At 36.1% G+C, this 15,237-nt stretch carries 17 protein-coding genes; 9 read left to right on the plus strand and 8 right to left on the minus strand.

Going from position 1 to position 15,237, the window contains the following annotated elements; all coding sequences use genetic code 11:
- Positions 1-37: 37 nt before the first annotated feature.
- Positions 38-289: a hypothetical protein gene (locus tag METBO_RS08415; protein WP_013645271.1), complete on the minus strand. Its 252-nt coding sequence runs from the start codon at positions 287-289 to the stop codon at positions 38-40.
- Between the two features lie 266 nt (positions 290-555).
- Here METBO_RS08415 and METBO_RS08420 point away from each other — a divergent pair, with 266 nt between their 5' ends.
- Both METBO_RS08420 and METBO_RS08425 read left to right on the plus strand, forming a co-directional pair.
- Complete coding sequence (locus METBO_RS08420; protein WP_013645272.1) at positions 556-1,281, plus strand: MBL fold metallo-hydrolase; 726 nt, start codon at positions 556-558, stop codon at positions 1,279-1,281.
- A 237-nt stretch (positions 1,282-1,518) separates the two neighbouring features.
- Positions 1,519-2,460 (plus strand): metal-dependent hydrolase, encoded by a 942-nt coding sequence (locus tag METBO_RS08425; RefSeq protein ID WP_013645273.1) that lies wholly within the window; start codon positions 1,519-1,521, stop codon positions 2,458-2,460.
- A 29-nt stretch (positions 2,461-2,489) separates the two neighbouring features.
- Here METBO_RS08425 and METBO_RS08430 read toward each other — a convergent pair whose 3' ends face one another.
- Positions 2,490-3,326: a HEAT repeat domain-containing protein gene (locus tag METBO_RS08430; RefSeq protein ID WP_013645274.1), complete on the minus strand. Its 837-nt coding sequence runs from the start codon at positions 3,324-3,326 to the stop codon at positions 2,490-2,492.
- A gap of 213 nt (positions 3,327-3,539) precedes the next feature.
- On the opposite strand from METBO_RS08430, the gene METBO_RS08435 reads away from it, so the two are divergent.
- Entirely contained in the window at positions 3,540-3,992 is a 453-nt protein-coding gene (locus tag METBO_RS08435) for a MarR family winged helix-turn-helix transcriptional regulator (protein ID WP_013645275.1), read from the plus strand.
- 57 nt (positions 3,993-4,049) lie between these two features.
- A complete protein-coding gene (locus METBO_RS08440) occupies positions 4,050-5,435 on the plus strand; it encodes an MFS transporter (protein WP_013645276.1) in 1,386 nt (461 codons plus the stop codon).
- Positions 5,436-5,535: 100 nt separating this feature from the next.
- Here the strand turns inward: METBO_RS08440 and METBO_RS08445 are convergent, their stop codons facing one another.
- Positions 5,536-5,919 carry a CopG family ribbon-helix-helix protein gene (locus METBO_RS08445; RefSeq protein ID WP_013645277.1) on the minus strand — a complete coding sequence of 128 codons (384 nt, stop codon included), beginning with the start codon at positions 5,917-5,919 and terminating at the stop codon, positions 5,536-5,538.
- A gap of 279 nt (positions 5,920-6,198) precedes the next feature.
- Here METBO_RS08445 and METBO_RS08450 point away from each other — a divergent pair, with 279 nt between their 5' ends.
- The 4 genes from METBO_RS08450 (at position 6,199) to nudC (ending at position 9,640) form a co-directional block, all read left to right on the plus strand.
- Positions 6,199-7,080 carry a metal ABC transporter solute-binding protein, Zn/Mn family gene (locus tag METBO_RS08450; RefSeq protein WP_013645278.1) on the plus strand — a complete coding sequence of 294 codons (882 nt, stop codon included), beginning with the start codon at positions 6,199-6,201 and terminating at the stop codon, positions 7,078-7,080.
- 36 nt (positions 7,081-7,116) lie between these two features.
- Complete coding sequence (locus METBO_RS08455) at positions 7,117-7,872, plus strand: metal ABC transporter ATP-binding protein (protein WP_144017551.1); 756 nt, start codon at positions 7,117-7,119, stop codon at positions 7,870-7,872.
- Positions 7,873-7,902: 30 nt separating this feature from the next.
- Positions 7,903-8,697: a metal ABC transporter permease gene (locus METBO_RS08460; protein ID WP_013645280.1), complete on the plus strand. Its 795-nt coding sequence runs from the start codon at positions 7,903-7,905 to the stop codon at positions 8,695-8,697.
- Positions 8,698-8,767: 70 nt separating this feature from the next.
- On the plus strand, positions 8,768-9,640 hold the full coding sequence (gene nudC / locus METBO_RS08465) for an NAD(+) diphosphatase (RefSeq protein ID WP_013645281.1): 873 nt from the start codon (positions 8,768-8,770) through the stop codon (positions 9,638-9,640).
- An 11-nt stretch (positions 9,641-9,651) separates the two neighbouring features.
- Here the strand turns inward: nudC and METBO_RS08470 are convergent, their stop codons facing one another.
- Together METBO_RS08470 and METBO_RS08475 are read right to left on the minus strand one after the other, a co-directional pair.
- Positions 9,652-10,113 carry a pyridoxamine 5'-phosphate oxidase family protein gene (locus METBO_RS08470; RefSeq protein ID WP_013645282.1) on the minus strand — a complete coding sequence of 154 codons (462 nt, stop codon included), beginning with the start codon at positions 10,111-10,113 and terminating at the stop codon, positions 9,652-9,654.
- A 245-nt stretch (positions 10,114-10,358) separates the two neighbouring features.
- Positions 10,359-10,892, minus strand: a complete 534-nt coding sequence (locus METBO_RS08475; RefSeq protein WP_227717213.1) for a class I SAM-dependent methyltransferase — start codon at positions 10,890-10,892, stop codon at positions 10,359-10,361.
- A gap of 94 nt (positions 10,893-10,986) precedes the next feature.
- Here METBO_RS08475 and METBO_RS13665 point away from each other — a divergent pair, with 94 nt between their 5' ends.
- Positions 10,987-11,136, plus strand: a complete 150-nt coding sequence (locus METBO_RS13665) for a hypothetical protein (protein ID WP_158304905.1) — start codon at positions 10,987-10,989, stop codon at positions 11,134-11,136.
- A gap of 220 nt (positions 11,137-11,356) precedes the next feature.
- Here the strand turns inward: METBO_RS13665 and METBO_RS08480 are convergent, their stop codons facing one another.
- The 3 genes from METBO_RS08480 to METBO_RS08490 all read right to left on the minus strand — a co-directional run bounded on the left by METBO_RS08480 (position 11,357) and on the right by METBO_RS08490 (position 15,237).
- Positions 11,357-11,773: a DUF3795 domain-containing protein gene (locus METBO_RS08480; protein WP_013645284.1), complete on the minus strand. Its 417-nt coding sequence runs from the start codon at positions 11,771-11,773 to the stop codon at positions 11,357-11,359.
- Between the two features lie 100 nt (positions 11,774-11,873).
- Complete coding sequence (locus tag METBO_RS08485) at positions 11,874-13,091, minus strand: C45 family autoproteolytic acyltransferase/hydolase (RefSeq protein WP_013645285.1); 1,218 nt, start codon at positions 13,089-13,091, stop codon at positions 11,874-11,876.
- A 241-nt stretch (positions 13,092-13,332) separates the two neighbouring features.
- Positions 13,333-15,237: a YhgE/Pip domain-containing protein gene (locus METBO_RS08490; protein WP_013645286.1), complete on the minus strand. Its 1,905-nt coding sequence runs from the start codon at positions 15,235-15,237 to the stop codon at positions 13,333-13,335.

Raw genomic sequence — 15,237 nt, forward strand, 5'->3', positions numbered from 1 at the left:
GATAGTTTTATTGGCCATCTAAAAAAAAGAGAATCACTTACTTAAGGATAACTTCCTTAAGAAGTGCATAGATTATAACCAGATATCCCAATATTCTAAGGAATACAACTGAGATATTTTGGCTTGAAAGTCCCATCATAATTTCCACATATGAAAATGCAAACATCGCAAATCCAAGGGCCACATAGAGAGCAAGTACATATTGTTTGCGTTTAAATGCTAGTAATCCTAAAACAACAATTATTAAATCGAAGCACAAGTTTAAAGTGGTTGTAATATCGAATGACATAAAATTTGTTCCCCATTAAGTTTAGTTAATATTTTTACTCTAGATATTCTTGTATGGTATGTTATGTTCTAAATATTTAGTCCACACCTGAATTTTCAAGTTCACCTACCTAGGAATGAACATGTTCCAGATTTACAGATATTTAAAATCCATGGTTGAATATTGTTCAAATACTGACCATGAAAAGTTACTTTAATTTGTTGAAACTTAAGTATATACCTTGAATAAATTATTTTTACTATCATGAAGTTTAGGGGGAATTGTATTTGAAGATCGATGAAGGAATTGTTATGCTTGAAGTTGCTGGTACTGTTCCAGGCATGTTTATTTATCCCACTGTTATGTGGGACTCCAAGAACATGGTGCTCGTGGATGTTGGGTATGGTGGACAGTTAGATACACTTAAAAATGCATTTAATAAGGAAGGTGTGGATTTCAACAAGGTTAACAAGGTAATTATAACTCATCAGGATCTAGATCACTTCGGTGGGCTTGGAGACTTGGTTGATGCATCCAACAATTCAATTGATGTCATGACCCATGAAGATGATAAACCATATATTCAGGGAGAAAAACCTCTTGTAAGGTTAAATGAGAATTTTCTAAATATGTTGCCTGAAGACAGGAGAAACATGGTGAAACAAATGTATAAAAATTTCAGAACAGTAAATGTGGACACCACACTCCAAGATGAAGAGGAACTGGATCTCGTTGGTGGTATTACAGTCATACACACACCAGGACACACACCAGGACATATCTGTCTGTACCATCATCCAAGTAAGACTCTAATTGTTGGTGATGCAATGAATATCATAGATGGAACTCTGCAGGGTCCAAGGAAAGATATTCTGATGGAGGAAGATTACAGGGTAGCATTGAAATCCCTTAAAAAATTAGAAAAGTTTGATGCAGAAAATATAATCACCTATCATGGAGGCCTGTACAAAAATACAAACCACCAATCCATTAACAGCCTAATAAAAGAGTGATCAACCACCAGGTTATTGTTTTTACAAATGTTAAGACATAAACCCCGCTCTTGGACTGAGTAGAAACTAATGAATGTTAAACATTACAACTTTTTATACTCTAATTTTTTTAGATACAATATGCATTAACTAATTTTTTTAACAGAAATAATAACTATTTAATGCTTTAAGGAGAATATTAATTTCAATCCCTTAAATAAAATATCTCAAGATTTCAATTTGTTGGTTGGTAATATCATGGATCTCTTCACACATTTTTTAGTGCCTTACATAATTCTTTACGCCCTTAAAAGTAAAAATAAACTTGCAGGGGCTTTTGGTGGTATTTCACCAGATTTTGATACCATATTTATCGCATGGATCGGGATTTTATCCCCAAATTTTTTCATATTCTCCCACAGGGGAATTACCCATTCCTTCATCTTCGGATTTGTAACCTCAACCATATTTCTGTATGTGATTTCAAGAAAGCAGGTGAATGAATTCATTGGCAACCTTATAAGACGGGATATTTCGGTAAAATTTACCAAAACAACTGTTGCTATTGCATATTTTGGAGTTTTAACCCATCTTTTCCTTGATTATTTAACTACCCTTGGAATTCCCTTGTTCTTCCCATTTTCAATTACAAGGTACGCTTTAAATCTTTACCAATCACTGGATGCCCTAACAATTGTAATTGCATTAGTTGTGCTCATCATTATCTATCTAAAGGTGGATACCAAGTATAAAAAGGCAGCCATGGCAATATTCATGATAATTTTGATTTCCTTTGGAGGTGTGAGGGCCTACGAAAAAATTAACATCATGGACCATGAAACACCAACGTTGTATGGTAACTACTCTGAGCTGGATGTGTATCCAACAAACGACATGTTCGTATGGAACGTTGTAAAACACAACCCCGATAACACAAGCTTTGCTGTGTCAGTTTACAATGGATGGTACAACAACCAGTACAATTTAAATTACTATTCAAGCCCATTAATAACTGGTGGAGATTATAATTCGGGTTTGAAAGCCATAAAGATCGCAGACAGCTATCCTTCTGTCAAACAGTTTAAATGGAACAGCTTCTTTGCACTTGAAAATGCCAGTTACAATGGAAATAGTTGGGATGTTACCTACTACGATGTTGTAAAAAGCTACACAAAAAGTAACGTAACTGTTACGGTGTAATGAAAAAAGTAATGGTGTTGAATCCCTTTTTATTTTATTATTTTAATTTTCAGGTTTAGATCAGTCAACATTCCATCATATGCGAGTTTTATTTCGGGATTTTCTGTTTCAAAGTTTTCAACTATGGTTGTTAGTTGAGTGTTAGAGATACCTACTTTTCCAAGACTTCTGAGTGTTTCCCATAGGATTGGAGGTTTAGTTTCATGTTCTAACATTTCCATGAGCAAATCAAAAGCCCTTCTATTTTTTTGAAATCCACTCAGTGCCCTTACACATTTCCAGAGTAGTAAAGTGTTATCTGAATTTTTGGTGTTTTCATGGATTGTTTGGATAATGGTATCAACAGCTGATTGATCCATGGTTTTATAGGTTATTCCCCCAACAGCATCCACTGCTTGTTCCTTTGTAAATACCTCATGGGTACTTGTTATTGTTTGTATGAGGTGGGGTAGTGCAGGTTTCCCAACTTTTACCAGTGTTCTTGCTGCCAGGTCACGTTGTAGTGGAAAGTTTTTCTTTTTGAAGTATTTGGTGGGCAGTTCCTTTTCTTGGTTATTTCCTATTTTTCCAAGGAGTTCGATTAGATTTGGAACTGCTATTTCTCCCATTTCTCCCAATGATTCAGACATTGCAATTCTGGAATAAATGGCCTTCTCATTCTTCATTGCTCCACATAAAATGGCCACATTTTTCGAATTTAGTGTTTTACCTAAAATTTTTGCGGCAGCAGTCCGTTTTTGAGGATTTTTATTCTTTAACATTTGAATTATGCTTTCATCTGATAATTCTTTGAACTGTGAAAGGTACTCATCTGTTATTTGACCCCTTTTTTCACGGTTGATCTGTTTGATTTTAGATTGATCCATCTATTTTCAACTCATTTTGTAATTTTAGCTCTATTAACTTACATGGAGTAATTTTTTATCAAGTGTATTGAGTTAGTAGTTGAGTAGAATTTGTTAGTTTTATTATGTTAGTTTTATTATGATTCATGGATTTTTGTTGCATGATACGAAACCATATATTATATTAAGAATCACAGATATAAATCGTATCACGATATAATTGTGGTGTTAGTTATGGAAGATATCAATGAGATAGTAAGATCTTGGGAACAAATTAACAAGCAAATCCGGCTGAAACACAGGGAAACCGCGCAGAAGTATGGTTTTTCCTTTGAACAGTTTCACCTTTTGATTGAACTGGATCATCACAATGAAATGACCATCTCATCAGATTCCCTTCCGCCAACCATAGGCAACATAGCAGATTTTACAGGAAACGCCCCACACACCATCTCTGAACGTGTAAAAAGATTGGAAAATAGGGGAATCCTCCTGAAGATAAAGGATGAAAAGGATCATAGAATTTGTCGTGTTATGCTTAGTAAAGAGGGACAGAAGATGATCGATACCATTAAGAATGAAGCAAGAAACATCTTCCTAAACAACGCTTTGAACAAAATGGATGATAAATCCTTGAAAAACCTTTTAAAAAGTTTAAAAGAATTGAACAAAAACTTGGATAAGTGAACTATCATAACAACAAATATTTTTAGTGTATTTATTCATTATTAAGGAGAATTTTATTTGACTAATGAAAAATCTTGTAAACCAGAGCACAGTATTAATAATAGGGTAATTGCATTACTCGTCGCAACTTTAGCCTCATTTTTCACACCTTTCATGGCATCTGCCGTGAATATAGCAATTCCATCAATAGGTTCCAGTTTTGGTGCTGATGTTATTCTTTTAAGCTGGATTCCTACTGCATATCTTCTTGCAGCTGCTGTTTTTGCAGTGCCATTTGGAAGAATTGCAGATATCCATGGTATGAAGAAGATATTCACCTATGGAATCATCATATTCACAGTAGCTTCATTTTTGTGTGCCATAGCACCATCAATAATATCCCTCATAGTGTTCAGGATCATGCAGGGTGTGGGTTCTGCAATGATCTTCGTAACAGGACTCGCAATTATAAGCTCTGTTTATCCTAGAAATGAACGTGGAAAGGCCATTGGTATAAATGTGGCAAGTGTTTACATAGGCCTTAGTATGGGTCCTGTTTTAGGAGGTTTACTTACACAATACTTTGGATGGAGAAGTATTTTTCTCGTAGTTATACCCCTTGGATTGTTAGTTATTGCACTTACACTAACTAAACTCAAGGGAGAATGGGCAGAGTGTGCTGGTGAATCCTTCGATATTCCAGGATCTGTTATTTACAGTGTTGCACTCGTTGTTTTGATCTATGGATTTTCAATACTCCCTGGACTTTATGGAATTTTAATGGTTGTAGCCGGAGTTGTAGGGCTTTTAATATTTGCAGCATTTGAATTAAGAGTAAAAAATCCTGTGTTTGAAGTTAGGTTATTTAAAAATAGGACATTCGGATTTTCAAGTCTTGCAGCCCTGATAAATTACAGTTCAACCTTTGCTGTTATTTTCCTTTTGAGTCTGTATCTTCAGTACATAAAGGGAATGGATCCCCAGGCAGCAGGTATAATCTTAGTTGCACAACCTGTTGTCATGGCCATAACCTCCCCAATAGCCGGACGTCTTTCTGATAAATTTTCTCCAGGTTCTATTGCCACTATAGGAATGGCTATTACAACGTTAAGCCTTATCTGCTTCACATTTTTGAGCAGTTCCACAAGTATTGAGTACATCGTTGTGGTTTTACTGGTACTTGGATTTGGTTTGGGTCTTTTCTCATCCCCAAACACCAATGCAATAATGGGTTCTGTTGAAAAGAAATTTTATGGAATTGCATCTGCAACAGTTGGTACCATGCGTTTAATTGGACAAATGCTGAGTATGGGTATTGCCATGCTGGTATTCTCAATCTTCATTGGAAACGTTGTTATAGAACCATCCAACTACCCTGCACTCATTTCAAGTGTGAATACTGTCTTCATGATCTGTGCAGGACTGTGCTTTGTAGGTATATTTGCATCCTATATTAGGAAATAACATAATAATAGGGTTTTAAATTCTGGATATAATGGCGAGGTTAAATCTAACTCAACCTTCCAGTTCTTCTTTTTTTAAATTGAATATCATTTGTAAATGTCTAAATTGTTATGAGGCGCACGTAATCAATTTTTCTCGTGGTTTGAAACATTTTTGTCAGGGTGTGCATTCTTTTGGCATCTCCCTCAAGTATGAAAAGCTCTAAACATTTGTCTTCCTTGAGATGGCTGTGTATCTGTGTTTCGATTATGTCCTCAAAATCATGTTTAATTTCAGTAACCTTGTCTTCAGATTTCTGTTTATGGATCAAAATGAGTATGGAATTTATGTTTCCCTCGAGATTTTTCTTTTCTTGATTATCAGCAATTAACATGCGTGCACTGGCCCTGATCACATCAGATCTGCCAGAAAATCCTGTTTCATCCTTAAGCTGATCAATCTCTTGAAGCAGCTGTTCACTTAGGGATATGCTGATAATTGTCATGGGAAATCATTTAGTTAATATGTTTAATATAGTTATTAATATTATTTATTTTGCTTGAAACACAAATGAACGAGTCACTTTTATAGGTGTGTTAATCCCTACTTTTAAGATTTTAAGAATAATCCTCCCAAATGATGGGCTTTTTTATTTTGGATTTGTATGAACTTTAATAATGTTTTAAATATTATTTACTAAAAATTATTAAGATTAGTTTTAAATATTAATAAATCCATATAATATGTTGTAATATTCTTCTAAACCATTGTGTTAAGGGGTAAAATGAAGAAAAAAAGAGTAATCGTTGTTATAATAATTCTTTTAATTTCTGCCATTGTTTTAGGCTATCTGGCCCAGCAAAAACATAGTTCCAAGACTGAAAACAACAAAATTGGAGTGGTTGTTAGTTTAGGTCCTGAAGTGGAATGGGTTAAAGCTGTAGGAGGATCCAAGGTAGATGTAACCCTCATGGTTCCAGAGGGATCTGATCCCCATACCTACGAACCCCTGCCTAACCAGCTTTCCCAAGTTTCAAATGCCCAGATCTACGTTATGATGGGATCATCTGTAGAATTTGAAAACAACTACATGGATAAGATTCGTGAAACCAATCCCAACCTACTTGTTGTAAATGCATCTGAGGGTGTAAAATTAATACCTAACTCTGCAGAAAACGAATCAGATACTGTAGATCCCCATGTATGGGCAGACCCTAAAAATGCCAAGATAATGGTCAACAACATCTACAATGGATTGGTAGAGGTTGATCCTTCAGATAAAGATTATTTCACCAAAAATAGGGATGCCTATCTTCAAGAGCTCGATGAATTGGACAAAAATACCACCAAGCTTCTCAAGGACAAAAATAATAGCTACATCCTTGTACTTCATCCTGCATTTGGATATATGGCAAGGGACTACAACATAACAGAAATAGGGGCCATGATAAACGATGAAGAACCATCACCCCAGAGGATTGCCATGATGATAAACACTGCCAAGGAATACAATATAACAACTGTTTACAATGAACCACAGTACGATCCAAAGTTTATGGAGTCCATAGCCTCGCAAATTGGGGGAAAAGTTGTTACAGTAAATGATCTTGGTGAAAATTATCTTCAAAACATGGCGAACATTGCAGTTGCCTTCTCCAAGACATGAATGGTTGAATTTTTATGAAACTACTTACAGTGGGATATGTTGAAAATGTCAGTTGAAGCCGTGAAAATCAGAAATGTGGATCTTAAATACGATGAACATTTAGTGTTGGAGGATATTTGTCTCGATATCAATGAAAAGGATTTTGTGGCAGTAATAGGTCCTAACGGTGGAGGTAAAAGCACACTACTGAAGTTAATTTTAGGGATTTTAAAGCCGGATTCTGGTGAGGTTAAGGTTTTTGGAAGGGATCCTTTGAAATCTAGAAATTTAATGGGTTACCTACCACAGCATATTAACTTTGACCCTGATTTTCCCATAAATGTGTTTGATACTGTTTTAACAGGTAGGTACCATGGTTTATTTAAGGGTTACAATACGGAGGACAGGGAAGCTGTTTTAAAAGTTCTGGATGATATGGAGATCAGAGATCTCAAGGATAGGCAGATAAGTAAACTGTCTGGAGGTCAGATGCAGAGGGTTTTCATTGCACGTGCCATTGTGCGAGAACCTAAACTTCTAATCATGGACGAACCCATGGCCAGCATTGACCCAGAAATGCAGAGTTCATTTTACAATCTCATGGCACGTTTAAAGGAAAAAATGGCCATAGTTCTCGTGAGTCATGATGTTGGTGCAGTTTCCACCCACGTGGATAAAATTGCATGCTTAAACAGGAAACTTTACTACCACGGGGATGTTGAAAACTCTGCCCAGGGGTTGGAAGAAATTTATCACTGCCCAATAGAACTCATCAGTCATGGAATACCCCACAGAATACTTAAAGATCATTAGATGCTATTATCCTACGGAGATTTGATCATTATGCTTGAAATTTTCCAGTACCCATTCATGCAAAAAGCAATAGTCGCTGCTGTTTTAATCAGTGTAGCCTGCGGAGTTGTGGGAAGTTACGTTGTTATAAAAAGAATTGTATCTTTAAGTGGTGCAATTTCCCACGCAGCATTTGGAGGAGTAGGTTTGGGTTATTTTATCGGAGTTAACCCTGTTTTAGCCGCCATACCATTTAGTATAGTTTCAGCAATGGCAATTGGTGGGGTTAGGCAGGTTGCAAAAATAAGTGAAGACACTGCAATCGGAATACTCTGGAGCGTTGGAATGGCCATAGGAGTAATATTTATAAATTTAACTCCAGGATATGCTCCAGATCTTTTCAGTTACCTATTTGGAAGCATATTAACAGTTTCAAACTCTGATCTCCTCATAATGTTAGTGCTTGACATGATCATAGTGGCTGTGGTTTACATATTCAGGAGAGAATTTCTTGCAGTTTCATTTGACGAAGAATTTTCGAACGTTACAGGTGTGCATGCCCTTGCAATATACCTGCTTCTTTTGGCCCTAGTTGCATTGAGTGTGGTTGTTCTTATTAAGGCTGTGGGAGTTATTTTGCTCATAGCATTATTCACAATTCCAGCAGCCATTGCAAAGCAGTACAGCTACAACATAAGAAATCTAATGATCCTAGCCACCGTACTTGGAATCATCCTCACAACCACAGGTTTAGTGCTTTCATACATATTTGACCTTGCTTCAGGAGCAACCATTGTAATGGTGCTTGCAGCAGCATTTGCAATATCCTACTACCTGAATGGTTAACAAAAAGCAAAGATATATCTTAAAACCCCTGTTGTACATGTGGAAATATTCATGTTAAATTCTCTTTTAAATGAATAATTATTTATCAATCTTCGATGAAATCCTAGTATTCATGAAAAGAGAAAGCATTTACAACAGGTACGAACCTTCAGTTAAACCTGTATCTTACAGTGAAGAACAGTCATACTGGTTCATTTTCAAAGCTGAAAACATACTCATAAATCCTAAATCCAGTTTAAAAATTCCTTTTCATAATGATTTAGATGAAATTAGCCTTGTTCCCCTGAGGAAACATTATATGGGTACCTTAGATGATCATCCAGTCTATGTTGTAGAGGTTGATGCTGAAACAGAACCTTGGGATGGGATGGAATTTTTGGATCTGCGTTCAAGCTACGATATACTGGACGAAGATATTTATCTCTTGGCTGGTAGGGCTGTTCAGATCATGAACTGGGATAAAAATCATAGGTTCTGTGGTAAGTGCGGAACAGAGACCATAACCTTGGAGGATGAAAATGCTAAGATCTGTCCTGAGTGTGGATTTACAAGTTTCACCAGGATTTCTCCGGCTGTTATCACCGCCATAATAAAGGATGATAAACTTCTCATGGCCAAACACAGCTACGGACTAAAAAATAGGTACGCATTAGTTGCTGGATTTTTAGAAGCAGGAGAAACCTTGGAAGAAGCTGTTAAAAGGGAAGTGATGGAAGAGGTTGGTTTGGAAGTTGATGAGATCCAGTACTTCGGAAGTCAGCCATGGCCATTTCCAAATTCACTCATGGTCGGTTTTACAGCGAAGTACGCTGGTGGCGAGATAAAGGTTGATGGAAAAGAGATAGTGGATGCAAAATGGTTCGATGCAAATGAAGTTTCCAGGTTCCCCTCAAAGATCAGTATAGCAAGCGAACTCGTGGAATGGTTCCTTGATAAGTATTAAATTCCATAAAATCATGATTTTTTAGCTGTGAGTTCGGTTATATTAAGTTTAATAACTGCGGTTCTCTTGAGGGATGATTCTAAATATTCATATGAATTCAAACCTTCAGGATCATATTTATCCATGATAATATCCAGTGCTCTTATTTTTTCTTCAGGTTCTTCAATCAGTTCTGCAGTTCCAAACCCCATCACACTCATGTAGTGCATTCCCCAGTTACATGGCTTTTCAGATTTTACAATTTCACTTTTAACATCAACTTCGAAGCATATGTTTTTGTTTTCCTTTAAAATCTCCATTTTCTTACCTTCAACTGAAGAGTGGAGGTAGATGTGACTTTCATCAAAACCAAAGTTCATTGGAACAACGTATGGTTTGTTTGCTTTAGAAAATCCGACTCTACATACATCAGCTTCGTTTAATATTTTGTAAATAATTTTAATATCCTTTATTTCCTTCTCTGATCTTCTCATTCCAATCCTCTTTAGGTATTTGTGCAATATTTAGAACAATGTCCATTTTTCATTTCATACATTAAAAATCAAATTTAAATAATAAATATGGATCTAAGGTTCGTTACTGATCTTAACATTTGATGATAGTTTCAATTGAAATTGCCCTCGAATAGATTAGTGTTCAGGCCACACACCTTTATGATTTGGTTAGTATCCACTTTATTTACATTTATGATTTTTTTAAAGATAAAATATAAAAAAAATTAATTTCTCCTTTTAAATTTTATGAAGGATTGATCCTGTAGAAAATCATATTGTTTAAGCACTCCAAACCCTGCTGCTTCCAATTGTTTTATAATATCATCTTCGGAAGTGTAATGGCCGAACATGCCAACAAAACTAAAACCTTTCTTCTTATAATCTATAACAACTATTAAGCCCTCATTTTTTAGGTAAACAGATAGATTTTTGAAGTATTCAACTGGATCCTGCAGATGATGAAACACATTTCTTAAAAAGAATATGTCTACCTTTTCTGGTAGAACAAATTCATCATCTTCAACAAGTTTTGTCTCGATATTGTTAAGTGTATTGTTTTTTGAAATGTAATCAAGTGATTTTTGGTTAGTGTCTATTGCATAGACTTTCCCATTACCTCCCACTTTTTTTGAAAATTCAAGGGTAAAATATCCTCCCCCCGCACCTATATCTCCAATAATATCCCCTTTATTAATTCCCAAATTTTCAACAATTTCATCTGGATTTGAGTCCTTTGTAGATGCTTTTTTATTTAACATTTTCAACCTAAATTCATCAAACATTTTTTTCCTCCTTTCCTATTCTCATTTATTAAAATTGATGCTACAATTATTTTTATCACATTTTTTTAATTTGCAACGTTTTTTACATTTCATCTTCAATCCAATAATTGCAATTATTGAAGCCACTAAGATAATGGTTGATATTGCAATCACATCCATTCCAACATCACCTAAACTAAATCCTCTCAAAAACACACATTTCATAGCATCTAGTCCATAAGTTAATGGAATGATACTGGATAACCACTGGATTGGATAATCAAATCTTATAGAACCTTTTTATCATTCCGTAGAAGCCAAGTTTTTCAACCCACCTGATATTGAAGCTGCATGGAAATGGTTAAAATCTTAATAAAATCTCCTATTTTAAAAGGTTTTTCACACTTATGCACCAGAAATATTGATAGTTTCTTAAATAATGGGAAATAAAAAATAGCTATTCATTTTATTTCAAAGTAAACCCTTCTACAACTATAACAATAGCCTTTGTGGACGCAAATAGTTCCTCCACATTCAGAACAGGTCCATTTTTCTTTCTCATCCACTAAAAAGTTTTCCAACCCATTACTCTTAATAGATTTAAGGTTGGTTATCATGCTCATATGGTACTTTTTCTTGTATCTTTTATCAAGATGTACTAATCTATTGCATGGAAAATCTTCGCATTCAAAACAGAACTCTGCATCCCCAGTTTTAAATATTTCACATTTTTTTATTTTGCAGTTTACTTTAGTAATGGATTTGTTATCATCCGGTCCTCTGCAACCTGGACATTTATTTCTGTCCCTTAAAAATGCCATGCATAAAGCACAGTTCATGCCACAGGGGGCAATTAATGAATATTCTCGGGTGTTCATAATCAAATAACTCTTGATCCTATGTTGAGGATAATTAGGGATATTATAATACATCCCTAAATTATCTTCACTTTGCATCAGTATATACCGTTGGTTCTTCTTATTCCTCATTTAGTGTTAAGGTGACGGGATCATGGAAAATAATTGATGGTTCATCTGTTCCATCTAAAGCTGGTCCGTCCTTTCTATAAAATTTGACTTCGATACTTTTTTCAGGTATGTCTGCTACGTAGGTGTACATGGATCTTTCAGTGAAGGGGAACGATCCACCTGCTGCCATGGGATCCTTGTAGTGGCTGTAAACAAGACTCATGGCCTCGAACATGTCTTCTTTAGTGAAAACACCATCATGATTTTTGATGTAATTATCCAATCGATTCCATCGATTGAAGGTGTTGTAACCTTCCTTTGGATCATATTCTGGGAATTTTGAAGGATCTGGATACAGGTGCATGGAATGATTGGTAACTATAAATGGTTGATCTGGGATTCCGTCAATGAAGTAGTACAAACCAGAATTTCCATCTATTTCAAATAGTGTTACGTTTCCATCCTTGTCTCCAATGAGAAAATGTTGAGCTCTAAATGGGAAGTAAATCCTCTGTTGAAGAATTTCAAATTTAGCCTCCTCTACAGTGGCACACTTGTTTAGGATCATGGTGGTGAGTTGTGGAAAAGACATTCCAGTATCTATAGCTCCTCCAAACGGCATAGGAGTTTTCAATCCTTGTAAATCTGTTAAAATGGTTACAAAAAGTCCTTTTTCGTTAACTCCATCCATCGGCGGGTTTAGCAGGTCATGTGAACCAAGTTGTACAGCACTGTATCCATTATCTGGATAAAATTCCACCGTAGTTATTCTAGAAAGAGACTTCCTTGCAGGTTTACCTTTTATACCCATCAATGCGGATTCTAATTCTGTTACGCTACCTTCGTACCAGTCCAGATTTCTGCAAATACAGGGATGCTTATTTTCTGTTAAAGATCCTGGAAAGTAGATGGCAGAACATGCAATATCCCCAAGATCAAATGGTAAGACAGTCGTATCGTATTTCGTGTTTTTCGGATCTAAATTAAATGCATCAGCTACTCCCAGAGCCCTTTCTGCTAGTGCTGGAAAATTTTTCTCCATGTAATTCTGCCTGGCTTTACCATAAACAGGAGATTGATACTCGTCTAACTCGACTTCGTACTCTTCCATTCCTATCTTTGCAAGATCTTTTCCGATCTCAAAATCAGATCCCTTAACAACCAATTTGCGCACTTCTAAATATTCATCATCGGCCTTTGGAACAACTATTTCATTTTTCAAAATCATAGCTTAAAAACCCCCATTATAATATGTTTCAGATTGGACTTAAAATTAATCATTTATCAACTATCTCTCTGGGAAACCCTTGTTCAATTTCTTTATAAACAGAGGTTTACTACAATTATTGTTCAAAATAAATAAAAAAAAGTAAATAAGGAGTATTTGGTTGTTTTACTGAATTAAAATTATTCATGTCAATAATAAATATGGGAATTTGGGATTATTCCCATTTTCATGACATTAACTTTTAGAACAGTCCGCTCTCTTTTAACTTGTCTTCCATGAGGTGTGCACGCTTGTTCATTTTTTCCTTTATGATCAGGCTTACCACAAAGAATGCCAGGGTGAATATTCCTAGTATTACAATGTTGTACCAGTAGGTGCTCCATATTACTCCCCCAACAATTTCCCTCAGTGCACCTACACCGTAGGATACAGGGAGGTATGGATGTATTGCTTGGAAGGTAGAAGGCAGTACTTGAAGTGGGAATATTCCGCCTGTTGCAGTTATTTGGAACACCAGTATAACTATTGCAAGACTTTTACCTGCATTTCCCAGTGTTGATGTCATTGAATAAACTATTATCATCGTACATATTCCAATGAACAGCGTGGTCAAAAGGAACAGTAACGATGACGTCATTTGAACACCTAGGAGTATGGATCCAATACCTGCAAGGAGTGCTTGGAAGAATCCTATTATGAGGAAAAGTCCCATTCTACCTATGTAAATGCTCTCAGCATTGTACTTCTTCCTGGATTTAACCCTCATACTTATCATGGCAACTGAAATTAAACTTCCAATCCATAATGATATTGGTATGTAAAATGGTGCCAGTGCAGATCCGTAGTTTGCTATTGGGTACATGTCGTCTTGATCCAGCACAACTGGAGATTGGAAGTAATTTTGTACAGCTGTCTGGTTCTTATTTGAGAATGCTATCAGGTTGTCTATATCTGCTTCGCTTATGGAGTTGATCTTTGCAGTTGCAACTGGAATTTCCGACTTAATTGCAGGCCATTTAGAGTTAACAACACTGAGCTCTGATGCTGCTGTATTTATCTGGTTGCCTATGTTTGCCCTGTTATTTGCAAGGAGATTTACAGCATCGTCCATGGTGTCTATGGCAGTTTTAAGTTTGGTAAGATCCCCAGTTGGACTGGTGCCGTTATTGAGGTCTGCTGCTACTTGTTTAAGTATGGTCAAAGTGTTGTTAACATAATTTATATCGGTTTCCACCTGTTTTATGATAGGCAACAGGTTTTGATCCCCAGTTACGTCGTATAAACTTTGCAGTACATCATCCACAAATTTCAACAGGACCAATGCATCATTTAACTGTGATTCCATGTTGGTTATGGTTGTTTTCGCCTTTTGAGGATCAGAGGCCACTTCATTGTAGAGGTTGTCGTACAGGCTTCTTACCTTGTTTGAGTTGGTTTGAACTTCAGGTAATGCTGCATTAACCTTTGGCCAGACAGTTTGTACAGTGGACATATCAGAATTTGCCTGTCCAATTGTGGAATCGATTGTTCCGATCTTTCCATTTAATTCGTTCATAAATGCTTTGGCCTTGAGGAAAGTTGCCTTGTTTTGTGCTACCAAATCACCTACATCACTTAATTTACCGAATATAATACCATCAACAGTTTGGACAACTTGATCATTAATTTGAGCCTGTAATGTGTCCATTCCTGCATTGGTTATCCTGGTAGCGACCGGATTGGTTTTTTCGTTGGCTATGTATTCAATGTGGGCCTGTTGAGGTGAGTTGTCCTGAATGGAAAGCAGGTTTTCTGTGAAGTTACTGGGTATTATCAGTGCGGCATAATATTTCCCGTTTTTCACACCGTCCATGGCAGTGTCCTTGTCAACAAATTGCCAGCTGAATTTGGTGTTATTTTTAAGCTCATCCACTACCATACTTCCGACATTGTATTGGGTTCCGTTTAATGAGTATCCTACATCCTCATTTACAACTGCCACTCCTATGTTGGATGTCTTGGAGTAGGGATCCCATGTGGCCTGTATATTTAAAAGTGCGTACAGTGAAGGGATTATAATTATCACAAAAATGACTATCATAACCGCTGGACTGTGTAACGCGGTTTTAATATCATTTTTAAATATTTCTCTTACGTCTTTAATCAT

Origin of the sequence: Methanobacterium lacus, assembly GCF_000191585.1 — an archaeon.
In the GTDB taxonomy this organism is placed as follows: domain Archaea; phylum Methanobacteriota; class Methanobacteria; order Methanobacteriales; family Methanobacteriaceae; genus Methanobacterium_B; species Methanobacterium_B lacus.